Here is a 23,601-nt window from a genome sequence, read left to right as displayed (position 1 = left end):
TGGGCAATCTGGTCCGCTTTACGCTTATCCCCGGCCAGCATTACGATACGGTCGGGGTGGCGCCTCTCCTTGAACCGGCTGATTTTGAGGGACTTCTTGCTGACAAGGCGTTCGATGTCCACTGGATCGTGGACACCATACGCGCGCAAGGGGCCCGCGTGGTCATTCCCCAGCGTCGGAACCGCCTCGACAGGCGACCCTTCGATGGAGCCCTGTTCAAGGCACGCCATCTCATCGAGAACTTCTTCTGCAAGCTCAAGGAGTTCAAGCGCATCGCCATGCGAAGCGACAAGACCGACAGATCATTCGCAGCGATGATTTATCTTACCGCCGCAATCATCAATTCGCGTTAATTCCCAACAGGCCCTGGTAAGGCTTTTTTCAAAAAGCCTCAGAAGACGCTGCCTGTTTGAAAAAAGGCGGCGCCCAAAAACTTCTATTGTTTATCAGTCGTTTTACAGGCCTGGCTTCAGCACGTAGCCCTTGCCCCGCACCGTCTGCAGGAAGCGTGGCTCACGCGGGTCGGGCTCGATCCGGCGGCGCAGGCGCGTGACCTGCACATCCACCGCGCGTTCCCCGATTTCTTCCATGTCCAGCGTGCTCGCGATGTCGGTGCGCGACAGGATTTCGTTGGGGTGGCGGGCAAGCACCGACAGCAGGGCCGACTCGCCCCCCGTCAGGTGCACGATTCCCTGCGCGTTGGACAGCAGGCCACGCACGGGGTCGAATTCCAGTTCCCCCAGCCGCACGATCCGCAGGTTGCTGCTTGGCGCGGGTGGGACAAAGCGACGCAGGTGCGCCTTGAGCCGCAGCAGCAGTTCGCGCGGTTCGAACGGCTTGGCCAGATAATCATCGGCCCCGGCTTCCAGCCCGATGATCCGGTCTTCCGGCTCGCCCCGCGCGGTCAGCAGCAGGATGGGAAAATCCAGCTTTTCCCGCCGCAGCTCGCGCGTCAGTTCCAGCCCGTTTTCCCCCGGCATGGTAATATCCAGCACCAGCGCGTCCGGCTGCATGAAACCCAGCACCTGACGCGCTTCCTGCGCGGACGACGCCGCGCTGACGCGAAAGCCCTGTTCGCTCAGGTAACGTTGCAGCAGGCGACGCAGGCGGGGATCATCATCCACGACCACCACGTGTGCGTCCACGATCATGCTGTCGCGGGGCAGGGAGGAGTCGCAGGCCGTCTGGATCATGGGGAACTCCGGTCGGGAAGGTGATGGGCACCGGTGGATACGCCGGGGGCATCCGATTCGTCTATCAGCCCGTGCATGACGCGGCGAAAACCCTCGACGGCCTTGCCGCCCGCGTTGCGGTACACACGGAGCAGGACCTCACGTTGCAGGGAAAACAGATGGTTTTCAATCTCGCTTCCACGCGCGGTCAGGTACAGTTCCCGCCGCCGTCTGTCCTGTTGCGCCGTTTCCTGCCGCACCAGGTCCATGGACAGCAGTTCCCCCAGCGCACGGCTCATGCTCTGCTTGGTAATGCCCAGCGTATTCAGCAGGGCGCCCACGGCCATGCCGGGCTGCAGGGCCACGGCCTGCATGATGCGGTAATGCGCATGGCCCAGCCCGTGCGCGTGCAGGGCGTCATCTATGATGGCCGTAAAGGACCGGCAGGCCAGCATCAGGAGGTCCTGCGCCTGCCGCATGTCCTCATCACGCAGGAAAAGCAGTTCCACCCCCGCGCCAGCGGGCGCATGACGGGTCGATGGCGGTCGGGCAGGGGCTGTCACGTCCGCGGAACCGTTCAGGCGATACGGCCGGTCAGGCGGTTGCGCAGGCGGGTGATGCGCCCGACTTCAGACAGGCGGCGGTCGAGGAATTCCTCCACCGAGGCCGGGTTGCCGCCCCGCGTCAGCCAGAACAGCAGGGTGGAGACATACACACCGCTCAGGGTGATGCGCTTGGTCACATAGGTGAAACCGGCGGACGTATCCCCCGCCGCCTGCCATATCGCGTTCACGCTACGCCCCAGCGTGCGGGCCAGGGCGCGGGCATGGGTCGGCACCAGCAGCACCGCCAGCGCCTGCCGTATGGCGGCGCGGTGCGGGGCGGCATGGTGCAGGCGGAACAGCACGGCCGCGCGGACGCGGCGGCTGATCTTGCGGCTGCGGAAGCTGTTGGTGTCGGCCAGCATGTCACGGTCCATGAGGTCGAAACACGATTCGGCCACCTGCGCCATGCCATCGGGGAACAGCAGGTCCGCGTCCGCGCCCGCGCATTGCCGCAGCAGGGCGGTCGTCCATGGCTGGCTGCCCGCGCGCGGGTCGGCCAGGAAACGGCGCAGCAGCGCGTCACCCTGCGGTGAATTCTGGAGCGCGGGCGGTTCCAGCGCGGATGTCGCGGCGGCAACCAGGGCGGAAGGATTCATGGGCGCTCTCCGTAACGTGCCATTTCGGTATCAAATCCCATCCGGCCAAGATCGGTCATGCGCATGGGATAGAGGATTCCGTTCAGGTGATCGTATTCATGCTGGAATACATTGGCCAAAAAGCCTGTTGCAATGCCGTGGGTTTCCTGGCCTTGCGCATTCATGCCGCGCCAGGCGATGCGACGGTAACGCGGCACCCAGCCCCCAGCCCCGCAGGCCGGGAATGGACAGGCAGCCCTCCATCCGGTCCACCATGTCATCATCAACCGGTTCCAGCACGGGGTTTATCAGGGCGGCGGGCAGGCGCGGGGGATCATCGTCGCCCGTGCTGCGGGTGTCGGGCACGCGGTATACGAACAGCCGCAGGCCCTGGTGCACCTGGGGCGCGGCCAGTCCCACCCCGCCTGCATCCAGCATGGTTTCGATCATGTCGGCCACCAGCGTGCGGACTGCCGGGGCCTGCGGGTCGGCCACCGGCAATGCGGGCTGCAGCAGCACCGGATGGCCCATGCGGGCGATCTTGAGCAGCGTCATGGACACAAACACCCTTCCTGTTTCGGGGAACATGTATATGACAGCGTTGGCGCGCAATGCGGAGCACGAAAATCATTTGTCCCCGGATGCGGGAATGATTTGTGTTGCCGTGCGTGAGTGTGATATAGGTGCGGCCCGTTTGGGAATCGCACGAAGGGAATGGCCTCGGGCGGACGTTCCCCAAGTTTCAGTTTCATGGATCATCCATACCGGATGGCAGATCAGGAGTTGACGACCCAGTGCAGGTTCTCGTTCGTGACAACAATGTTGATCAGGCCCTCAAGGCCCTCAAGAAGAAAATGCAGCGCGAAGGCATCTTCCGTGAAATGAAGCTGCGTCGTCATTATGAAAAACCGTCCGAGCGCAAGGCGCGCGAGGCTGCCGAAGCCGTGCGCCGCGCCCGCAAGATGGAGCGCAAGCGTCTGGAGCGTGAAGGCTTCTAAGCCGACCGTTATCGGAATATGGGTCTGACCCACAAAAAAGCCGGCCCCAGCAGGGAGCCGGTTTTTTTGTGTCCGCAGTCAAGGTAAAGCCATGGATATGGAGTCGCATTCCGGCACCGAACCGACGCCACCCCCCGTGCAGGGGTGGCGCAGGATGCGTGAACGGCTGGTCCGGCGCATCCTGCCCCGTTCCCTGCTGGGGCGCATGCTGCTGATCGGCTTCATTCCGCTGCTGGCCACGCAGGCCATCTCGCTGGAACTGTTTTACGGGAATTACCTGCAGATCGTCTCCCGTCGACTGTCGGGCGACATGGCCACCACCATCGCCATGACGATCGACCTGCTGGAACGCTATCCATCGCCCGTCGATCGGCAGTGGATCCTGGACGATGCCGGACGCCGCGCGGGCCTGACCATGACATTGCATGAAGGGGAAAGGCTGGATCGGCGCGGTTCCAACCATGTGCTTGGCCCCATTGATGATGATCTGGTGCGCGACCTGCGGGCGAATGTGCGCCTGCCCAGCTTCGTGGACTGGAAACAGGCGCGCCATCGCGTGGTGATCCGCGTGCAGACGCCCATCGGGGTGCTGCAGGTGGTCGCCCTGCGCAAGCGGCTGGACGTGGCGCCGGTATGGCTGTTCGTGGCGTGGGCATCGGGCAGCGCGCTGGTGCTGTTCCTGATCGCGGCGCTGTTCATGCGCAATCAGGTCCGCGCCATACGCAGGCTGGCGCGGGCGGCGCAACTGTTCGGTCTGGGGCGCGACACCGTGCCCATCGTGCCCGAGGGCGCGCAGGAAATCCGCAAGGCAGCAGTCGCCTTCAACCGCATGCGTGACCGTATCAACCGTTTTGTGGAGCAGCGCACGACCGTCCTGGCCGGTGTGTCGCATGACCTGCGCACGCCGTTGACCCGGCTGCGCCTGTCACTGGCCATGCTGCCGCGCACGGGCATGGTCGATGCTGCCGGACTGCAGCCCGATATTGCCGACATGATCGGTGATATCGTGGAAATGGAGCATATGATCGAAGGCTACCTGTCCTTTGCACGGGGCGAGGGGGCGGAAAAGCCCGTTGTCATCCGCGTGGAGGACCTGTTTGATGAAATCGTGGCGGCCCAGCGCCGCATGGGGGCGCAGGCCAGCATCGGTTCCATCACGCCGATGGGGTTGAGCGTGACCGGGCGCGGCAATGCCCTGCGCCGCGTCCTGAACAACGTGGTGGAAAACGCCCGCCGCCATGCCACGCGCATCGAACTGTCAGCCGAACGCGGGCGCAGGGAAGTCTTCCTGTATGTGGATGACAACGGGTGCGGCGTGGAGGAAACACGGCGTGAAAGCGTGTTTCGCCCGTTTGAAAGCGGCAAGGAGGGCGGAACCGGGCTGGGCCTTGCGATCGCGCGTGACATCATTCACGCCCACGGCGGCCATATCGCGCTGGAGGCCGGTCCACTGGGTGGGGCGCGGGTCAGGATCGTGCTGCCGAACTGACAGGCCCGGCAGGCAGGAAGATCAGGGCAGGGAGTTGCCCGCCCCGCCGTGGCCGGGGCCGCCGTTCATGCTGTTCATCGGGCCGGTGCTGCCGCCATACGTACTGCTCATCTGGCTGAGCGGGTTGTAGCGGCCCACATTGCCCAGGATCTGCTGCATGATGTTGATCTTGGTGCCTGGCGTGGGTGTCTTTCCGGGCGCCATGGAGACGTAGCGCGCATCATCCTTGTGCAGGGTGCGCAGGTTGCGCAGGATGCCGTCCTGGTCAAACGTCAGCACCACCATGTCCTGCTTGCGCACGCGCGGGAAGCTGATGGGAACCATCACCTGCTTCATGGACATATACAGCCACGTATTGTCATCGAACGTGGCGCGCCCCGTGGGGGAACCCAGCGCATCCATCACGTCCGAACGCGTGGTCTCGCCAATCTTCAGTTTCTTGTAGTCGTCCGCTTCCACCAGGGAGCCGCGCTGGATGGTGTTGGGCTTGAACACCGAACAGCCCGACAGCGCGATACCCGCCCCGATGACAGCGCACGAAAACAGGCGTAATGAACGCGAACGGGGCAGGGTGTCCTGTGGTGACCTCATGGTCCGGAAAATATCCTGAAATAAGGCATGGCGCGAAAATGCGGTTCGTCTTTCCGGTGCCTGATTGGGAAAATGAAGTCAATCACAGATCGCCCCGACGGTGGAAAAACACGACGGCCAGGGCCATATTTCCACCATGCGGGCATGAAGGCGCAGGCCCCGTGAACACACGCGCAGGAGTAGTACGACATGGATGCAGAATTTTCCCGCCCGCTTGCCGTGGGCCGCATCCCGGCCCGTGGCATGGAAACGGTGGTCGAGGCATCGGATGAGGAATGCCGCAGGCTGGCCCGCCGGTTCGGGATTCCCGGCCTGCGTGACCTGTCCTGCCGCTACCGGCTGGCGCCGGGACAGGATGGGGAAGTGCTGGCCGAAGGCTGGCTGACCGCGCATGTGACACAGGAATGTGTCGTAAGCCTTGAACCATTCGAGGACGTGCTGGCGGAATCGTTCACCGTGCGCTGCATCCCGGCGGAACGTTTCCGCGAGGATGACGAGATCGATCCCTTTTCCATTGATGAAATTCCCTATGACCGCGACAGCATCGATCTTGGTGAACTGGCGGCGGAGGAACTTTCGCTGGCGCTGGACCCGTATCCGCACAAGCCCGGATGCGCGATTCCGGCCGAATTCGCGGGCAATGAAGAAGCCGAACCCGAAGAAACCGTGCGCAGGCAGCCTTTTTCCGCCCTGGCCGAGTTGAAAAAAAAGCAGAACTGACGCAAAGGAAGGGGCAGGTAACGGGGGGCGCGGATTGCGCGCCTTGCGCATCATCTCTTGCGCAAGTGCAAATGATCTGTTAGAGCGCCCCCCTCAATTATTGATAACTGACCGGTGTATCGCCACGATGGTGTGCCTGCCGGTTGTGATCCAGATCGGAGGGGCCCAGGCCCATGGCTGTACCCAAGAGAAAAACCTCGCCGTCCCGTCGTGGCATGCGTCGCAGCCACGCTGCGCTGAGCGTGCCCGCACATGCGGAATGCTCCAACTGCGGTGAACTCAAGCGCCCGCATCACGTCTGCAGCCATTGCGGGCATTATGACGGTCGCGAAGTCGCTTCCGCCGGCAAGGCGCTGAAGACGGCGGTCCGCGCCTGATAACAGGACGCGACTGGCGTCATTACCCGGTCAGGGGCGCGGTCCGCGTGGGCGTGCCTGTGGCCGTCCCGTCCGGGTCGCGCGGGACAGGGGTGTGTCAAAGTTGTACTCCCCGATCTTGCGCGTTCCTTTCTTACCCGGCACAAGACGAGCATGAGCGAGACAGGTTCCTCCTTTTCCGAGACTGGGTCCTATACCCTGGCCATAGATGGCATGGGTGGGGATGGTGGTCCGGAAGTTGTAGTGGCTGGACTGGCAATTGCGGCAGACCGACATCCTTCGGCCAGAATCCTTCTGGTGGGGGATGAGGCAAAGTTGTCCGGCCTTCTGAGCCGCCATCCACGCGCGGCCGCCATCTGCACAATCCTTCCGGCCGGTTCGGCCATCCCGATGGACATGAAGCCCACGGCGGCGTTGCGCGTGCGCGATTCCTCCATGCGGCTGGCCATGGACGCGGTGGCCAAGGGCGCGGCCCAGGGCGTCGTGTCCGCTGGCAACAGCGGGGCGATGCTGGCGCTGGCCAAGATCGTGGTCAAGACACTCCCCGGCATAAGCCGTCCGGCAATGGCGGCGCTCAGCCCCACGACACGCGGCGACGTGGTCATGCTCGACCTCGGCGCGAACGTGTCGTGCGACTGGCGCAACCTGGTGGAATTCGCGATCATGGGCGAAGCCTTCGCCAAGGCGGTGCTGGGGCTGCCCGCGCCCACGATCGGCCTGCTGAATGTCGGGTCGGAGGAACTGAAGGGCGACGAACGCCTGCGCCAGGCGGCCGAGGTGCTGCGAGGCAGCGCGCTGGCCAGACAGTTCCATGGCTTTGTCGAAGGGCACGACATCACGGCGGGCACGACCGACGTGGTGGTGACGGATGGTTTTACCGGAAACGTGGCCCTGAAAACCGGGGAAGGGGCGCTGAAAATGGCGTTCACCCTCCTGCGGCAGGTCTTTACCTCCAGCCTGCTGGGGCGGATCGGCTACCTGCTGGTGCGTCCGGGACTGGAACGGATGAAGGAATGGCTGGACCCGCGGCGCTATAATGGCGCGGTGTTCGTCGGCCTGAACGGTGTCGTGGTCAAGTCACATGGTGGCACGGATGCCGAAGGCTTCGCCGCCGCGGTCGATGTGGCGATGGACATGGTCACCCACCGCTTTACCGACAGCATACGTGACCGTCTTGCGCATATGGAAAAGCTGACATCCGTCAAGGTGACGCCGGACCAGCAGGCGGTTCCTGCATCCTGACCCTGTAGCATCCGGTGTGGCGGGCAGGCTGTCATGGCTGTCTCCACCCGTGCATGTAAGATGAGATTGGTGGAAAAAACAGGCATGACGGCGAAACGCTCGCTTCTGTCCGGGTTCGGCGGTTATCTGCCTGAGCGGATCGTTACCAATGATGAACTGGCATCCCGGCTCGATACATCCGACGAATGGATTCGCGGCCGCACCGGCATTGGCCAGCGCCATATCGCCGGTGAAAACGATACCGCCGTATCCATGGCGACAGAGGCCGCGCGCCGCGCGCTTGAATACGCGGGCGCGACACCGGCGGATGTCGATGCCGTAATCGTTGCCACCAGCACGCCGGACCAGGCCTTTCCTTCCACCGCCGTGCGCGTGCAGGCCGGACTGGGCATGTCATCCGGATTCGGCTTTGACCTTGCGGCGGCGTGTTCGGGGTTCATCTATGCCCTGTCCATGGCCGATTCGCTGATTCGCAGCGGGCAGGCCCGCTCCGCGCTGGTCATCGGCAGCGAAGTCTATTCGCGTATCCTCGACTGGTCGGACCGGGGGACATGCGTGCTGTTTGGCGACGGGGCGGGAGCGGTGTTCCTGACTTCCGCCGGACCACAGGACAGTGATGCCGGAATCCTGTCCACCCACCTGCATTCCGATGGCCAGTACGGCGACCTGCTGTATGTGGACGGCGCCACCGGGCAGCATGACAGACCTGCCCACCTGCGCATGAACGGGCGCGAGGTGTTCCGCCATGCGGTGGGCAAGCTGTCTTCTTCGGTTGACGAGGCGCTGGCCGCCAATAACCTGACCCATGCGGACGTGAACTGGCTGGTGCCGCACCAGGCCAACCTGCGCATTATCGACGGCGTGGCGCGCAAGCTCGCCCTGCCGGCGGAGCGGGTGGTAGTGACGGTGGACCGGCATGCCAATACATCGGCCGCTTCCATCCCGCTGGCGCTGAACGAAGCGGTGCGCGACGGGCGCATACGCAAGGGCGACCTTGTGCTGATGGAAGCGCTGGGTGGTGGCCTGACATGGGGGTCGGCGCTGGCGCGGCTGTAATGTCGTTTCGGTACCACATTGAAATGGGCGCGCAATAAACCGCCCGTTCATTGAATACATTCAATTGACTATGGTGGCGCGCATGCATAACGTTTACGCATGAGCACCGTGACGCGCGCCACTCTGGCAGAACAGATATATGATCAGGTCGGGCTGTCCCGCCATGAATCCGCCGATATTCTGGAAGATATTCTGGAACGGATGGCACGGACACTTGAAACCGGCGATACCCTGAAAATAAGCGGGTTTGGCACCTTTTCTGTCCGGCAGAAGGGACAGCGTACGGGCCGTAATCCGAAAACGGGCGTGGAAGTCCCGATTCTTCCGCGCTCTGTTCTGGTATTTCGCCCCAGCCAGCTGCTTCGTGCCCATGTCAATGGACAGTCCAGTGGTGAAAACCCGCCGGAAGGAGACGAGGAATGAGCACGCAGCATGACCCGGCCCGGACCGCGCCCACGCATGATGTGACGCAGCCGGGCACGGACAGCCTGCCCATTTACGAGGTCGCGCGTGAACTCGGCCTGGCCCAGCATGTCATGCGCATGTGGGAATCCCGCTTTCCACAGCTGCAGCCGCTGCGTGGGCAGGTGGGGCGGCGCTACTATCGCCCGCAGGATATTGCGGTGCTGCGCCAGATCGCCGACCTGCTGTATGTCCGCAAGCTGTCGATTGCACAGGCGCAGGCCGAACTGGGGCAGGCGGCCCTTGCCGCGGATCCGGCGCCTGCGAGCATGGCCACGCCAGCCACGCTGGAAATCCCCGCTGTCCATACGGTGATCCCTGACGCAATTGTGGAATCGGTCCCGCCGGTGGCGGAAGTGCGGGCCGCGGCCGAAGCGCCTGCCCCCACGCCCGCACCGGAACACGCGCCCCCGGTCGAAGCCGCCACGGTTATCGAACAGGTTACGATTGTCGAGGAAGCCACCATACAGGTAGCCGATACNNNCCCGCCGAACCTCAGGCATCCCCGTCGGTAAAACCCGTGGCGGAAGAAGCCCCGGCCACTGCGGCAGCGGTGTCCGAGGCCACGACACCGCCGGAAGGCGAAACGGCGGATGAAGCGGAAATGCCGCTGGAGCAGATCGTCATGATCGAACTTGAGCGCCTGCAGGCGGAAAATACCGTGCTGCGCGACAGCCTGCGTGGCGTGCTGGTGGAACTGCAGGCCCTGCGGGAAATGGTGCCGGTCTGATTTATCCGGTTTTTTTCAGTTTTGCGCAGATCGTGACTTGCCGTCCCCCTGATGGCCTGCTACACCCTGCGCATCGCAGACAGGCGGGCAGTAGCGCAGCCTGGTAGCGCATCAGTCTGGGGGACTGGGGGTCGTGGGTTCGAATCCCGCCTGCCCGATATCCCTGTCTGCGATTAAAGATTTTGGGCAAACGCCCCGATGAAAGCACCTGTAACAGGGTGCTTTTTTTGTATCCGCCGCCGGCGCGCTAGTAACGCGCGCGGCTCCAGTTCAGCCACAGCATGTGCAGCACCGCCATGATGGCCGGCCCGACAAACAGCCCAAGCAGGCTCCAGCTTTCAGCCCCGCCCAGAATGCCCGTCAGCACCCACAGGAAGGGCAACTGGGTCGAGCCGCCGATCAGGGCAGGGCGCACCAGATGGTCCGCCAGCAGGATCACGGCAATGCCAAACAGGATGATGGCGATGGCGGTCAGTACCGCCCCGGTATTGATCACCAGCAATATGGCCACGGCGCTGATGGCGATCAGGGCGCAGAAGGGGATCATGGCGGCAATGGCCGTTATCACGCCGAACAGGAACGGGTGGGGCGCGCCGGCGACCAGATAGGCAAGGCCCATCAGCATGCCCTCGCCAATACCGACCAGCACCAGCCCCGATACCGATCCGTGGACGGAGGCGATGATCTGCAGCGCGATCCGTTCCCCCCGTTTGCCAAAGGCGCGGCGGGAGACATTAAGGGACTGGCGGATAACCGAATCCCCGTCCTTGAGCAGGAAAAACAGCGTCAGGATGGCGAAGGCGAACAGTAGCACACGGTGCAGCACCTGTGATCCAAGCTGCTGTGTCACCTTCACGCCCTGACCGATATTCATGGACCCGAGAAGGGCCGAGACATCGGCGGGATTTGTCAGGTGCTGGTTCCACCATGTTTCGATCGTCTGTTGCCCATAGGGCAGGCGGCCGACCCATGGCGGGACGGGAATGCCGGAATGGCGCGCATCGTTCAGCAGCCTTAGCACACCTTCCGCCTCACGCCCCGCTTCAAGCCCGAACAGCGCCAGTGGCCCGAGGAAGATCAGCGCGACGACCAGCGTGAACAGGACCGGCAGCAATGTCCGGTGCGCGCGTGAATGCCATCGCCTGCGCGCCCGCACGTAAAGCGGCCACGATGCGATGGCGAATATGCAGCCCCAGATCAGCGATGGCAGGAAGCCGCGCACGGTGTACAGCGCCAGCAGGACAAAGAACAGCGCCAGGCCCGCGCGCGCCATGCGCTGCGTGCGCTGGGTTTCGCTGAATGACCGGAAGGTTCGCATCGTGGATGCAGGATCCATGCGGCGGCCCGGCATGGGGGCGCCTGCCTGATCCTGATCCGCGTTGTAGGGATCCGTCATGGTCATTCCTCTGGAAAACGGGCTCGGTCGATATGGGTGCTGGTGTTAACGGGATCGTTCCAGCAATGACATTAATCCTATGTCGGGGGCGTCGTTTCAACGGCCCATAGGGCAAAAGCATGAATCAGGGCGGCTTCCTTAAGGGAATCGAACCGTCCCGTCGCCCCCCTGTGGCCTGCTTCCATGTTCGTGCGCAGCATGATGGGCCGGTCCGACCGGTTGTGGTCACGCAGGCGCGCAACCCATTTCGCCGGTTCCCAGTAGGTGACACGCGGATCGGTCAGCCCACCCATGGCCAGGATGGCGGGATAGGCCCGCGGGGCCACCTGTTCATACGCGGCATAGCTTGCGATCAGGTCATAGGCGTCCGGGTCGTTCAGCGGGTTGCCCCATTCCGGCCATTCCGGCGGGGTCAGGGGCAGGGTGTCATCGGACATGGTGTTCAGTTCATCCACGAACGGCACCACCGCCACAATCCCCGCAAACAGGTCGGGGCGCATGTTGGCGACCGCCCCCATCACCATGCCGCCCGCCGAACGGCCATCGGCCACGATCCGTCCCGGCGTGCCAAAGCCCGCATCGGTCAGGGTGGTGGCGCAGGCGATGAAATCGGTGAAGGTATTGGGCTTGTTACGTCCGCGTCCGCCCAGGAACCAGTTCCAGCCCTTTTCCGAACCACCACGGACATGGGCAATGGCATGAAACCATCCACGGTCCACAAGACTGAGCGTGCGGGTGGAAAACACCGGGTCGATGGCATGGCCATACGACCCGTAGCCATACAGCAACAGCGGGGCGGACCCGTCCATGGGCGTGTCGTGGCGCCCCAGCACGGTTATGGGCACCAGTTCCCCATCCGGGGCCTGCGCCGTAAGCCGCCAGCAGCGGTACTGCGCCGGGTCATGGCCGGACGGCACGGACTGCTGCTTGAGCAGCCGGTCCGCCCGCGTCGTCATGTCCTGCGCATGCCACTGCCGGGGCGTGGTGGGGGACTGGTAGACGTAACGCAGTTCGGTCGTGTCGTATTCGTAGCCGCCGGCGAATGTCAGGTCATAGGCGGCTTCATCGGGTTCCAGCGCATGGGCATTGCCCTGCAGGTCTCGGATGACGATGCGTGTATTCGCATCCCGGCGTTCACGCCATGCGACATGGCCCGACCAGACCATGCAGTCGGTAATGTAGCGGCCGGGTTCATGCCCGACCAGGTCGCGCCAGTTTTCACGCCCCGGCGCGCTGTCCGGCGTGGTCATGATCTTGAAATCATACGCGCCATCAGCATTGGTCAGGATGATGAAGTGCTGGCCCTGATGATACAGCCCGTACATCAGCCCCGTCTGGCGCGCGGCGGCGCATGCGGGTGCGGCCTGCGGGTCATGGCCGGGGATCAGCCAGGATTCGGACGTATCGTGGTTGCCGGAGGAAATGATGATCCACCCGCCCGAACGCGTTGCGTCCACGCCCACGAAAAAGCCGGGATCGGGTTCCTCATAGACCAGCGTATCCGTATCTTCCCCGATGCGGCGGCGATAAACGCGGGCCGGGCGGCCATGTTCATCCCGCCAGACCCAGAACAGGAACCGGCTGTCGGGTGAGAAGACGAACGCCCAGCTGCAGTTGTCAACAGGCGGCAGGGCGGTCCCGCCCGTCCCGGCCAGTCCGCGGATATGGATGCGGTAGATTTCGGACCCCTGCGTGTCCTCGGCATAGGCGAACAGGGTGTGGTCGGGACTATGGCTGGCGGTGGCGATGGCGTAATAGTCGTGGCCGCTGGCCGCCGCGTTGACATCCAGCAGCACCTCCTCCGCCTGCGGCTGGCCGGTGGGATAGCGCCTGTAGACGGGATACTGCGCGCCCGCCGCATAGCCGGTCTGGTAGGAAAATGGCCCGTGGGGAATGGCGGGATAGGTATCGTCGGGCTGTATCCGCCCTTTCATTTCCGCCACCAGCTGTTCCTGCAGCGCTTCCGTTCCCGCCAGGATGGACTGCGTATAGGCGTTTTCCGCCCGCAGGTGTCCGGCAATGTCAGGGCGCAGCAGGGACGGGTCACGCAGCACGTTCTGCCAGTTGTCGTCCTTCATCCACGCATATTCATCCTGCCGCGTGCGGCCAAGCTGCGTGATGGTGCGGGGTATCTTGCGGGGAACGGGGGGGAGGGTCATCGCATGGTCCTTGCGCGCGGGCGGTGGATCAGTCGGTTTTCGGGGCGTGCCAGCCGGTCAGGCCGCGGCGCAGGCGCTGGCCTTCGGGGGTGGCGGGGTCAATCATGCCCGTGCGCAGGAACAGGTCGATCAGCACAAGGTTCACGTTGAACTTGAACTCATCGGTATCGCGCACCAGCACATAGGCTTCCTGCAGTGGGATCAGGCGGAATTCCTCCACTTCCCCATCGGCGGGCGTGGGGACGAAATCGGGCGGCAGTTCCAGTTCGAAACAGTGCAGCACGTCGCGGCGCAGCCCCTCGGGCCGGTCCAGCGCGTAGCGGATGTCCGCCGTGGGGCGGGCGCGCGCCACCAGTTCGGGCGGCAGGCTGGCTTCTTCACCCGCTTCCTTGATCAGTGCCTGTGCCGCCGTGTGTCCCGCCGGGATGCCGCCGGCCACCAGATGGTCCAGCTTGCCGGGGTCCAGCCGCTTGGTCATGGACCGCCGGGCGATCCACAGATACAGCCCGTCAGGCCGGCGCACGAGGCCATTGAGGTGCACCCCCGCCGCCATGAGGCCAAACAGCGGCAGCGCCCCCCTGTCAATGCGGGCCACCGGCGGCTGGTCCATGTCGGTCCAGACGTCAAACAGTTCGTGGTGGGAGCGGTACACCCCCTCCCGCGCCATGGCTTCCCCGATCTGTTCCAGCCTTGCGGGGTCATCCAGGGTAACGCTGTCCCCCGCATGCGTCATGCCGTGGCGCAGCAGGACCGGCAGCAGGTCGGGCTGCACCCACCCCGCGGGCTGCGCGCCCAGCCGGAATTCCAGCCGCCCACCGGGCAGGACCGCCGTGTTGCAGGCGGCGATATGACGAAAAAAACCATCGAGGTTACGTGACATGATCCATCCCTGTCCTTCGGGCCATGGCTGGCATACCGGCTGCCCCTGGGGCTGACAATCCTTCGGGTGCGCCGGAATGACAGGGAGATATGGGTTGCAAAACGCCCGACCTATGCCACATGCCGTGCATATGGCTGTTTCCGACAAGACCCGGCAGGACCTGCCGGAACGTTCCGCCGCCGCCACCCTGCGCGGCCTTCTGCCCTATCTGTGGCCCCGCAATGACATGCGTACCCGCCTGCGCGTGGTAGGGGTGTGCATCCTGCTGATCGCGGCCAAGGTCGCCACCATTGGCGTGCCCTATGCCTACAGCCGGGTGATTGACGCCCTGCAGCCCGTGGCGGGACACGCGGCGATGATGCCGCTGGTCCTGATCGTGGGATATGGCCTGCTGCGCATGGCGGCGGCGGGCCTGGGGGAATTGCGCGACGCGCTGTTCGCCCCGCTGCGCTACCGCATAAGCCGGATCGCGGCCATGCGCAGCTTCACGCACATGCACCAGCTGTCATTGCGCTTTCACCTCAACCGCCAGTCGGGCGGGGTGACGCGGGCGATCGCGCGCGGGACGGAAGCGATCGAGACCCTGCTGCGCGTGGGCGTGTTCAACGTGGTGCCGACCCTGATCGAGGCGCTGATGGTCATTGTCGTGATCTGGCGCCTGTTCGACTGGCGCTACGCGGTGGTGATGCTGGTGGCGGTGGCGGCGTATGTGCTGTTCACCATCAAGTTCACTTCGTGGCGGATCGGGCTGCGGCGCCAGATGAACGACATCAACAGCGAAGCCAGCTGGAAGGCGCTGGACAGCCTGCTGAACTACGAGACGGTCAAGTATTTCGGCAACGAGGAACACGAACGCAGACGCTACGAAGATGCGCAGCGGCGGTACGAAGCCGCCGCCATCCGCACCCAGATCTCCCTCAACGGCCTGAATTTCGGGCAGGCGGCAATCATCGCGGTCGCCCTGATCGCCGTCATGCTGATGGCCGGGCGCGATGTGGAGGCAGGCCACATGACGGTGGGGCATTTCGTGCTGGTCAATACCTACCTCATGCAGCTTTACCTGCCGCTGAACTTTCTGGGCAGCGTGTATTCCTCGCTGCGCAATTCGCTGGTGGACCTTGAACACATGTTCGCCCTGATGGACGAACAGGCCGACATTACCGATTCCGCGCATGCGCTCGGCCTGCCCGCGCGGCTGGACGAGGCACCTGCCGCCGACATCCGCTTCGAGGACGTGCATTTCAGCTATCGCCCCGACCGGGAGATCCTGCGCGGGGTCAGCTTCCATGTCCCCGCGGGCCACCGGGTGGCCATTGTCGGCCCGACGGGGGCGGGCAAGTCCACGATCAGCCGCCTGCTGTTCCGGTTCTATGACGTGACATCGGGCCGTATCCTGATCGACGGGCACGACATCCGCGACTATTCGCAGGCGGCCCTGCGCGGCGCGGTGGGGGTCGTGCCGCAGGATACCATCCTGTTCAACGACACGATCGGCTACAACATCGCCTATGGCCGCCTTGGCGCCACGCAGGCGGAGGTGGAGCAGGCGGCGAAGCTGGCCTGCATCCATGATTTCATCATGACCCTGCCCGAAGGGTACGCCACGCTGGTGGGCGAACGCGGGCTGAAGCTGTCGGGGGGTGAAAAGCAGCGCGTGGCGATCGCTCGCACTATCCTGAAGAATCCGCGTATCCTGCTGCTGGACGAGGCGACGAGCGCGCTGGATACCCGCACCGAGCAGGAAATCCAGACCGCCCTGCACACGGTGGCCGCCAACCGCACGACCATCATCATCGCCCACCGGCTGTCCACCATTGTCGATGTGGATGAAATCCTTGTGATGGGGCAGGGGCGGATACTGGAGCGCGGCACCCACCGCGCCCTGCTGGAACATGGCGGCCTGTATGCCGAAATGTGGGCGATCCAGGCGGAGGAGGAAGCCGCCGGGACCTGACCCGCGCCGGCACGGCGGTTGCGCGCGCATGACCGCCCCGCACTGGTCAGCGGCGGCAGGGAAGTACATATCAGGAAGAACGCTAGAAGGAGCCACGACATGACGGATACGAACAACCCGCCCCCCGAAGGGGACGCCATCCCCCCCGAACTGAGCCATTGCGGCGCGGTGGTGGACAAGGCCATCGAATACATGCTGGGTGAAAACCTGCCGCCGGTGGCCATTGCCTCCGCCCTGCTGGGCGGGTCACTGGGGCTTCTTTCGCGCACCATGGGGCGCGAGACCATGCAGGCCATGCTGGAAAACGCGCTGCACAGCGTGCAGGCGGGCGAACTGCACCCCGACCACGACCAGAAGGCTGGCTGATCCCGCAGGGGTGAAGTGGGGATGAAATGCCACGCTTTGCCCCCCATGCCGGACAAAAAACGCCGAATCATGCTTATGCATCTTGACTGTTGGCGGTGGTTTGGCGATAAGCCGCGCCTAATCTAGACGATCCTTGCCGGGCATTTATGCCTCGGCCACAGTTATATCCGAGGATGATAAAATGTCTCGCCGCTGCCAGATCACAGGCAAGGGCGTGCTGACGGGCAACAACGTCAGCCACGCCAACAACAAGTCCCGCCGTCGCTTCCTGCCCAACCTGCAGGAAACCTCGCTGCTGTCCGATATCCTCGGTACGGCGGTTCCCATGCGCATGACCACCAATGGCATCCGCACGGTCGAACACAATGGCGGCCTGGACGCGTTCTTGCTGTCCACCCCGAACCGCAAGCTGACGCCGGAAGCCATGACGGTGAAGCGCCGTATCCTGCGCGTTCAGGAAAAGAAGGCCGCTGTAGCCTGATACGCGACAGGGCCGGCCACCACCCCGCAATGCCGGGGTGGCGGCGGCCCGTCCGTCGTAGATGAAGCCTGACTGAAGTCTGGTGCATTGTTCCGCTGTGCCGGTCTGCGTCGTCCATGTTGAAAAAGACTGATGGCGGAAGCAGCTTACGGTTCCGGCAGGCGCGAAAGGGAAAGGTTCCCCTTCGCGCCCGTGTTGTCTTGTGGAGGTTCCCCCGTGTCCGCCAAGTCTGATCTGTCCCTGATTCGCAATATCGGTATTACCGCGCATATCGATGCCGGCAAGACCACCACCACCGAGCGTATCCTGTACTACACCGGTGTGTCCCATAAGATCGGTGAGGTGCACGAAGGCAACACCACCACCGACTACATGGCGCAGGAGCGTGAGCGCGGCATCACGATCACCTCGGCTGCCGTGACGTGTGAGTGGGAAGGCCGCCGCATCAACATCATCGACACCCCGGGCCACATTGACTTCAACATCGAGGTCAACCGCTCGCTGCGCGTGCTCGATGGCGCGATCTTCATCATCGAAGGCGTGGCCGGCGTGCAGCCGCAGTCCGAGACCAACTGGCGTCTGGCTGACCGCTACAACGTGCCCCGCATCATCTTCATCAACAAGCTGGACCGTACCGGCGCCGACTTCTACTACGCCTTCAGCACGCTGAAGGAGAAGCTGGACATCGTCGCGATCCCGCTGCAGCTGCCCATCGGCGCCGAAGAAAACTTCGTTGGCGTGGTGGACCTGATCGAGATGCGCGCCATCGTCTGGGAAGGTGGTGAACTGGGTGCGAAGTTCCATTACGAGGAAATTCCCGCCGACCTGAAGGAAAAGGCCGACGAAGCCCGCCAGAACCTTCTGGACACCGCGCTGTCCGTTGATGACGCGGCGATGGAAGAATATTTCGACAAGGGCGACGTGGATGTTGCGACGCTGAAGCGCTGCATCAAGAAGGGCACCATCAAGGGTGACTTCCGTCCCGTGCTGTGCGGCACCGCGTTCAAGAACAAGGGTGTCCAGCCGCTGCTCGACGCCGTGATCGACTTCCTGCCTGCGCCGGACGACGTGGAAGGCATCCGCATCGCCCCGCCGGAAGACGAGGAAGTGGACGAGAACAAGCTGCCGATCATCCCGGTTGACCCGGATGGCAAGTTCGCTGGCCTCGCCTTCAAGATCATCAACGACAAATACGGCACGCTGACCTTCGTGCGTGTCTATCGTGGCGTGCTGCGCACCGGTGACACCGTGCTGAACACCACGAAGGGCCACAAGGAACGTATCGGCCGTATCTTCCAGATGCACGCTGACAAGCGTGATGAACTGAAGGAAGTCCACGCCGGTGATATCGCCGCGTTCGTTGGCCTGAAGGACACGCAGACGGGTGACACGCTGGCCGATCCGGCCGATCCGGTCGTGCTGGAACGCATGAGCTTCCCGATCCCGGTCATCGACATCTCGGTCGAGCCGAAGACGAAGGACGGCGTGGAAAAGATGACGCTGGCGCTGCAGAAGCTGTCCGGCGAAGATCCCTCGCTGCGCCTGAAGACCGACCAGGAAACGGGCCAGACCATCCTGTCCGGCATGGGCGAGCTGCACCTCGACATCATCATCGACCGCCTGCGTCGTGAATATGGCGTGGACGCGAACATCGGCGCGCCGCAGGTTGCGTATCGTGAAACGATCACCAAGCCGCATACCGAAACCTATACCCACAAGAAGCAGTCGGGTGGTTCGGGCCAGTTCGCGGAAGTGAAGATCGAGTTCGCGCCGGTCGAGCGTAACGAAGGCATCTCCTTCGAGAACAAGGTCGTCGGCGGCACCGTGCCGAAGGAATACATCCCGGCGGTGGACAAGGGCATTCAGGCGCAGGCTACGACCGGCGTGCTGGCTGGCTTCCCCACGGTGGACTTCAAGTTCACGCTGCTGGACGGCAAGTACCATGACGTTGACTCCTCGGCGCTGGCGTTCGAAATCGCGGCGAAGGCCTGCTTCCGTGAAGGCATGAAGAAGGCCGGTCCGGTCATTCTTGAGCCGATCATGGACGTGGAAGTGACCACCCCGAACGATCACGTCGGTGACGTGGTGGGTGACCTGAACCGTCGCCGTGGCATGATCCAGAGCCAGGAAACCTCAGGTTCGACCGTCATGGTCCGTGCGATGGTGCCGCTGAAGGAAATGTTCGGCTACATCTCGCACCTGCGTTCGATGACCAAGGGCCGTGCATCCTTCACGATGCAGTTCCACCACTACGATCCGGTGCCCCGCAATGTCGCGGAAGAGATCATGGCGCAGTCCGCCTGATCTTTCTCGAGAGAGAGCATCAAAAGGAAACCGGCCTCCGCAAGGGGGCCGGTTTTTTTTATGCCTGACCGGTATGGCGCCATGGGCATGGCGTGCCTGTCCTGCGTTATTTCCGATCAGATGCCTGCAGGAAATGGGTGGCGGCTGTGACCGTGGCGGACGCGCTCCCTGCCGGTGCTGCGCCGGTTTTTTTCAAAAACGTCCTGATGATTTAAGGGATATTTTCTGAGCTGACTTTTCAGGCAGTCTCTCAGGGAATGATTTTCATCCACCGGCCGGCCTGATGGCGCACCCGGCCATCCTGTTCCAGCTTTTCCAGATGCGCGTGCAGGTTCAGTCGTGCCGCACGGCGCAGGCCGGGGCGCAGGTTGTGGTACATGCTGTCCACGATTTCATCCAGCGTACGCGGTTCGACCGGCATCAGCGCGATAATGCTGTTTTCACGTGCGCGGCGGTGGGCGACCAGCCCTTCGATGCAGGCCTTGACATGCGGTATGGCGGGACCGTGCGCTGGCAGCAGCAGGTGGCTGTTGCGTTGCGCCAGGTAGTCCATGCTGTCCAGAAACTGCTGCACCGAACCATGCGGGGCGGGGGGCACCATGGTGGTGGACCAGCCCATGACATGATCCCCGGTGAAGATGATGCCATCCGCCGTTTCAAGACAGATATGATCGCTGGCATGCCCCGGTGTGTACAGCACCCGCAGTTCCGCGATTTCATCGCCATCCCGCAGGCCGATATCGGGGGTGAATTCCGGCTCGGCACTGGCATGGAAACCGCAGACCGGGATTCCCAGCCGTGCCCCCAGCGGGCGTGCGCCAGCCAGATGGTCCGCATGGGTGTGGGTCAGGATGATATGGGTAATCGGCCGATCGCCGGCCGCGGCCACCAGCGCGTCAAGGTGGGCGGGGTCGGTGCTGCCGGGATCAATGACCACGCAGCCCCTTCCGTGGTCCACCAGCCAGCTATTGGTGCCGTTGCCGGTCATGGGACCGGGATTGTTCGCCACCACCCGACATATGGTGGGTGTCTGGGGCAACGCCACGCCATAGGGCGGTGGCGGTTCACTGATCCGCCACCCGTTGCGTGATGCTTCAGCCAAAGGCGCCGACATGGTGCATCACTCCGGTGCTGATTTCGCGTACCATCTGGAACAGGCGCTGCATCGGTTCGAAAATCTCGGTGTATTCGCGGTGGTAGGTGCCTTCCTGCCGGGGGCCGTGCGGTTCATGGAAATCAAGGTCGAAACTGCCATCCGAACGGTAGAGGAAGATATTTTCCAGTTCCGCCAACGCCCCCGGGATTTCCAGGCACAGCACCTTCAGCGTCAGCACGTCACGCGAAAACGCATGGCGGGGCGAGAAATAGGGTACCTGTGTGGACAGCAGCCAGATCTGCTCGATGATCGCGATGCGGATGGCATGCAGCAGCAGTTCATCAGGGCGCATGCGCGGGGCGTCGGGCCATGCGCGCCGCAGGGCGAGGTGATCGGACTGGATGCGCCGGAACATCGCCTGCGTGCTGGCCCAGAAATCCAGGTTTTCCAGCCCGTGCATAAGCGACAGGCAGGCTTCCTGGCGGCCGGGGTCCTTCTGCGCGGTGGCGCGTTCCAGCCACATATCAGGGTCCAGCAGGCGGATGACACCGCGCAGCACGCCGTGGTCGGAATGGGCCAGGGCATGGGCCGCGAAATCCATGGCGCGGCGGAAGCGTGGGCTTTCCGCCAGGTATTTCTCGAACGTTTCGGGGTGGCGCGCCGCCGCCGTGCCCAGCCCCTGCAACGTGTTCGCGCACCATGCCAGCTGCTGCAGGATGGCGTTGTTGGGAATGGCGCGCAGCTGGCTGGGATGCTTGATGCGGGTTACGGTCGATGCCGCGTCACTCTGCCGGGCGGACGGGCGCGACCCGGTCTTGTCGATCAGTGACGGCCCGAATGCGCCCAGCAGGGCGGCATAGCCGGGATCTTCCACCAGCCCGGTCATGCCATTGGCGATGGTGGCGAAGAAATCGGCCGAGAAATCCGGTTCATCATAGACCGGGTCACGGTCCAGCGTGGTGGTGGCGAAGGCATGTTCGGCAATGATGCTGACGGTGGCGTCCGCCAGGGCCTGCGTGCCGAACAGAAGATAGCCGTCACCGCCCTGAAAGGCCGTTTCCTCGCGCATCTGGATGCCTGCGCGGGTAAAGCGGGCGCGGGCGTGCGGCGGGGACAGGTAGTCGAAACGGTCCGCCAGCCGGTAGGGATGCGCGCCACGGCCAATGCTTTCGCCATGCGTGTCGAACAGGATGACCTCGACAAAGGCCAGATCCCATTTGCGCAGCAGGTCGCATACCTTGATACGCAGCCGTTCGATCAGGTAGGTCGCGGCCAGCTTCCCCACGTAACGGCCGGAGTCGGAAAAGCCGAACTGCAGGCTGAGCTTGCGCGTGCGCTGCAGGTAGGCGCGCCAGTGGGGGGAACGCAGGGCTTCCTCAATGATCTGCTCGCCGTTTTCCAGTGCTTCCTGTGTCTCGAACAGGGGCGAGATCTCGATCATGTCCGCCACGCCATACAGCCGCGCCAGCCACAGCGCGGTCAGCAGGGTGTAGCCGGTCTCGGTCTCGGCAATCAGGAAGCGGATGGGACTGGTGCGGTCGATATGGCGCAGGATCTGGCGCACCGTCATCATCAGCCGCCCGGCACTGGCCTGTTCCATCAGTAGCGAGCCGAAATCGATCTCGACCGGCTGGACCGTTTCCAGCGCGTCGTTCATGCGGCTGATCAGCGCGCGGCGCTGGGCCGGGATGTCGGGGCTGTCGGTAATGCCCAGCCGCTGCCGGGCGATGTTATGCAGCTGTGTCGCGTTCAGGCGCGTATGCGTATGCGCCGCCGACAGGCCATGCGCCATGAAGCCCGCCCGCGCCACCGCCAGGGTCATCTTGTCTTCAGGGGTCGCGGCGTCGATTGCCTCGCTGAAGGCGGCGTTCAGGTCATTGGTGCTGGTCAGCGCGTCGGCGCTGCGGGTGATCAGCACATCAGCAAAGCGTGACACCGCTTCGGGTTCCGGCCCGGTGGGGCAGGCGGCGATCTGGGCCGCGACGGTTTCCAGCGCGGTCTGCACGCGCGGCAGCAGGTCATTGGCGCAGCTGTTCACGGGTTCGATCTGGTCATGCAGGCGCGCAAGCTGCATCTGCTTCATGCGCAGCCGCAGGCGCAGCGTGTCCCACCAGCCGATATCGGTGCGGCCGTCGGTGTCATAGCCAACCCAGCTGGTCATGATGATGGGGCGTGGCGCCAGCGTGGACCACAGCTGCGGCCAGTGGGTCCGCGCTTCGGACAGCAGGATGATGTTCAGCCGGTCCAGCGCGTTGCGTCCGCGCAGGATGGCCTGCGTCGCCAGCGTGAACTCCTCATCCAGCGTGGGCGGCCCGACGCGGCGATGCGTCAGGAAGGCGGGGACATGCGCCGGCGCCTCGGCCGGGTTGGTGGAGGCCAGGTCCGCCAGCGCCTCGTATACCGGGTTGGCCAGCGCGAATGTGGGGTGGGCGGTGAACACGGCGGCGAAGCGGCTGCGTTCGATGGCGGCGCGGAAGCGCGCGATGGGTACGGGGCTGTCATCGGGGTCCGGCTGCACGATGCGGCGGGCGACGTCACGCATGCGCGCCGCGACCACCGCATCGTCGGGGCCATCCAGATAGACGGCGATATGGTGCGCCCGCCCGGCAAAGGCCCGGTCGCGCAGCAGGCGCACGATCTCCTCCACCATTTCCATCGACAGGGCGCCATTGGCCATCTGGCGGCCGATCTGACGCGCCAGCGCCATGACCGGGCTGCCGGTTGCGGTTTCGTCATGGCTGGCAATCAGTTGTTCCGCCTGTTGCAGCAGGTCGGAAACAGTCCGCGCGGCGGCTTCGGTCATCGTGTTGTCCTGTCATGAAAAATCGTCATGGTCTTTTCCAAATCCCATGTTCGGCGGCGGCCCGCAATGTCCACCATGGCATATTCACGCCTATTTGGCGCGTTACACCGAGTGTTGCTTGGGCTGGAGGGGAGACAATGGTATC

Annotated in this window: 23 protein-coding genes, 1 tRNA gene and 1 pseudogene; 15 read left to right on the top strand and 10 right to left on the bottom strand. The window is 63.8% G+C overall.

The genetic code is table 11. The features are described 5' to 3' along the window. A partial coding sequence (locus GEU01_RS07675) for an IS5/IS1182 family transposase (protein ID WP_019085232.1) occupies positions 1–353 on the top strand: 353 nt, incomplete at its 5' end. Between the two features lie 102 nt (positions 354–455). On the opposite strand, the gene GEU01_RS07670 is transcribed toward GEU01_RS07675, so the two are convergent. The 4 genes and pseudogenes from GEU01_RS07670 to def all read right to left on the bottom strand — a co-directional run bounded on the left by GEU01_RS07670 (position 456) and on the right by def (position 2,907). Beyond that, positions 456–1,193, bottom strand: coding sequence for a response regulator (locus GEU01_RS07670; RefSeq protein WP_019085603.1), 738 nt, complete (start codon positions 1,191–1,193; stop codon positions 456–458). Then, complete coding sequence (locus GEU01_RS07665; RefSeq protein WP_231289787.1) at positions 1,190–1,735, bottom strand: MarR family winged helix-turn-helix transcriptional regulator; 546 nt, start codon at positions 1,733–1,735, stop codon at positions 1,190–1,192. The genes GEU01_RS07670 and GEU01_RS07665 overlap by 4 nt, the downstream gene beginning before the upstream one ends. A 14-nt stretch (positions 1,736–1,749) precedes the next feature. Continuing rightward, positions 1,750–2,373: a COQ9 family protein gene (locus tag GEU01_RS07660; RefSeq protein ID WP_010506448.1), complete on the bottom strand. Its 624-nt coding sequence runs from the start codon at positions 2,371–2,373 to the stop codon at positions 1,750–1,752. Continuing rightward, a pseudogene (def, locus tag GEU01_RS22465) lies at positions 2,370–2,907 on the bottom strand (peptide deformylase). Before def ends, GEU01_RS07660 begins: the two are co-directional and overlap by 4 nt. A 239-nt stretch (positions 2,908–3,146) precedes the next feature. Between def and rpsU the strand changes: the two are divergent. Together rpsU and GEU01_RS07645 are read left to right on the top strand one after the other, a co-directional pair. Beyond that, a complete protein-coding gene (gene rpsU / locus GEU01_RS07650) occupies positions 3,147–3,350 on the top strand; it encodes a 30S ribosomal protein S21 (protein ID WP_010506446.1) in 204 nt (67 codons plus the stop codon). Between the two features lie 91 nt (positions 3,351–3,441). Further along, entirely contained in the window at positions 3,442–4,839 is a 1,398-nt protein-coding gene (locus GEU01_RS07645) for a sensor histidine kinase (protein ID WP_019085602.1), read from the top strand. 21 nt (positions 4,840–4,860) lie between these two features. Here the strand turns inward: GEU01_RS07645 and GEU01_RS07640 are convergent, their stop codons facing one another. Further along, positions 4,861–5,430, bottom strand: a complete 570-nt coding sequence (locus GEU01_RS07640; RefSeq protein WP_019085601.1) for an outer membrane protein assembly factor BamE — start codon at positions 5,428–5,430, stop codon at positions 4,861–4,863. 189 nt (positions 5,431–5,619) lie between these two features. Here GEU01_RS07640 and GEU01_RS07635 point away from each other — a divergent pair, with 189 nt between their 5' ends. The 8 genes from GEU01_RS07635 to GEU01_RS07605 all read left to right on the top strand — a co-directional run bounded on the left by GEU01_RS07635 (position 5,620) and on the right by GEU01_RS07605 (position 10,175). Beyond that, positions 5,620–6,150: a YceD family protein gene (locus GEU01_RS07635; RefSeq protein WP_010506436.1), complete on the top strand. Its 531-nt coding sequence runs from the start codon at positions 5,620–5,622 to the stop codon at positions 6,148–6,150. 173 nt (positions 6,151–6,323) lie between these two features. Then, positions 6,324–6,527, top strand: a complete 204-nt coding sequence (gene rpmF / locus GEU01_RS07630) for a 50S ribosomal protein L32 (RefSeq protein WP_010506434.1) — start codon at positions 6,324–6,326, stop codon at positions 6,525–6,527. Between the two features lie 153 nt (positions 6,528–6,680). Further along, entirely contained in the window at positions 6,681–7,769 is a 1,089-nt protein-coding gene (plsX, locus tag GEU01_RS07625; protein ID WP_010506432.1) for a phosphate acyltransferase PlsX, read from the top strand. Between the two features lie 84 nt (positions 7,770–7,853). Then, positions 7,854–8,825 carry a beta-ketoacyl-ACP synthase III gene (locus GEU01_RS07620; RefSeq protein WP_010506430.1) on the top strand — a complete coding sequence of 324 codons (972 nt, stop codon included), beginning with the start codon at positions 7,854–7,856 and terminating at the stop codon, positions 8,823–8,825. 99 nt (positions 8,826–8,924) lie between these two features. After that, positions 8,925–9,248, top strand: a complete 324-nt coding sequence (locus GEU01_RS07615) for an integration host factor subunit alpha (RefSeq protein ID WP_010506428.1) — start codon at positions 8,925–8,927, stop codon at positions 9,246–9,248. After that, positions 9,245–9,802, top strand: coding sequence for a MerR family transcriptional regulator (locus GEU01_RS23960; RefSeq protein WP_232272448.1), 558 nt, complete (start codon positions 9,245–9,247; stop codon positions 9,800–9,802). The genes GEU01_RS07615 and GEU01_RS23960 overlap by 4 nt, the downstream gene beginning before the upstream one ends. 5 nt (positions 9,803–9,807) lie before the next feature. Continuing rightward, the gene (locus tag GEU01_RS26730) at positions 9,808–10,017 is read left to right on the top strand and encodes a hypothetical protein (RefSeq protein ID WP_042710805.1); all 210 of its coding nucleotides are present in this window, start codon (positions 9,808–9,810) and stop codon (positions 10,015–10,017) included. A gap of 84 nt (positions 10,018–10,101) precedes the next feature. Further along, positions 10,102–10,175 (top strand) — tRNA-Pro (locus tag GEU01_RS07605). An 89-nt stretch (positions 10,176–10,264) separates the two neighbouring features. Here the strand turns inward: GEU01_RS07605 and GEU01_RS07600 are convergent. From GEU01_RS07600 to GEU01_RS07590, 3 genes are all read right to left on the bottom strand, one after another. Further along, the gene (locus GEU01_RS07600; protein ID WP_019085599.1) at positions 10,265–11,419 is read right to left on the bottom strand and encodes an AI-2E family transporter; all 1,155 of its coding nucleotides are present in this window, start codon (positions 11,417–11,419) and stop codon (positions 10,265–10,267) included. Between the two features lie 71 nt (positions 11,420–11,490). Then, the gene (locus GEU01_RS07595; RefSeq protein ID WP_019085598.1) at positions 11,491–13,572 is read right to left on the bottom strand and encodes a S9 family peptidase; all 2,082 of its coding nucleotides are present in this window, start codon (positions 13,570–13,572) and stop codon (positions 11,491–11,493) included. A gap of 28 nt (positions 13,573–13,600) precedes the next feature. Beyond that, complete coding sequence (locus tag GEU01_RS07590) at positions 13,601–14,452, bottom strand: NUDIX hydrolase (protein ID WP_019085597.1); 852 nt, start codon at positions 14,450–14,452, stop codon at positions 13,601–13,603. Between the two features lie 112 nt (positions 14,453–14,564). Here GEU01_RS07590 and GEU01_RS07585 point away from each other — a divergent pair, with 112 nt between their 5' ends. From GEU01_RS07585 to fusA, 4 genes are all read left to right on the top strand, one after another. Beyond that, positions 14,565–16,406 (top strand): ABCB family ABC transporter ATP-binding protein/permease, encoded by a 1,842-nt coding sequence (locus GEU01_RS07585; RefSeq protein WP_019085596.1) that lies wholly within the window; start codon positions 14,565–14,567, stop codon positions 16,404–16,406. A 99-nt stretch (positions 16,407–16,505) separates the two neighbouring features. After that, complete coding sequence (locus tag GEU01_RS07580; RefSeq protein ID WP_010506416.1) at positions 16,506–16,772, top strand: hypothetical protein; 267 nt, start codon at positions 16,506–16,508, stop codon at positions 16,770–16,772. Between the two features lie 181 nt (positions 16,773–16,953). Next, on the top strand, positions 16,954–17,253 hold the full coding sequence (rpmB, locus tag GEU01_RS07575; RefSeq protein ID WP_010506414.1) for a 50S ribosomal protein L28: 300 nt from the start codon (positions 16,954–16,956) through the stop codon (positions 17,251–17,253). A gap of 216 nt (positions 17,254–17,469) precedes the next feature. Beyond that, a complete protein-coding gene (gene fusA / locus GEU01_RS07570) occupies positions 17,470–19,557 on the top strand; it encodes an elongation factor G (RefSeq protein ID WP_019085595.1) in 2,088 nt (695 codons plus the stop codon). 250 nt (positions 19,558–19,807) lie between these two features. Here the strand turns inward: fusA and GEU01_RS07560 are convergent, their stop codons facing one another. Together GEU01_RS07560 and GEU01_RS07555 are read right to left on the bottom strand one after the other, a co-directional pair. Continuing rightward, positions 19,808–20,671 (bottom strand): MBL fold metallo-hydrolase, encoded by an 864-nt coding sequence (locus tag GEU01_RS07560; protein ID WP_019085593.1) that lies wholly within the window; start codon positions 20,669–20,671, stop codon positions 19,808–19,810. Next, positions 20,652–23,456, bottom strand: a complete 2,805-nt coding sequence (locus tag GEU01_RS07555; RefSeq protein WP_019085592.1) for a phosphoenolpyruvate carboxylase — start codon at positions 23,454–23,456, stop codon at positions 20,652–20,654. Before GEU01_RS07555 ends, GEU01_RS07560 begins: the two co-directional genes overlap by 20 nt. Between the last annotated feature and the right edge of the window lie 145 nt (positions 23,457–23,601).

Source organism: Komagataeibacter europaeus LMG 18890 (genome assembly GCF_000285295.1).
GTDB lineage: Bacteria > Pseudomonadota > Alphaproteobacteria > Acetobacterales > Acetobacteraceae > Komagataeibacter > Komagataeibacter europaeus.
Note: the sequence above shows the minus strand (reverse complement) of the source record. Positions and strands in the feature narration are given on the sequence as shown.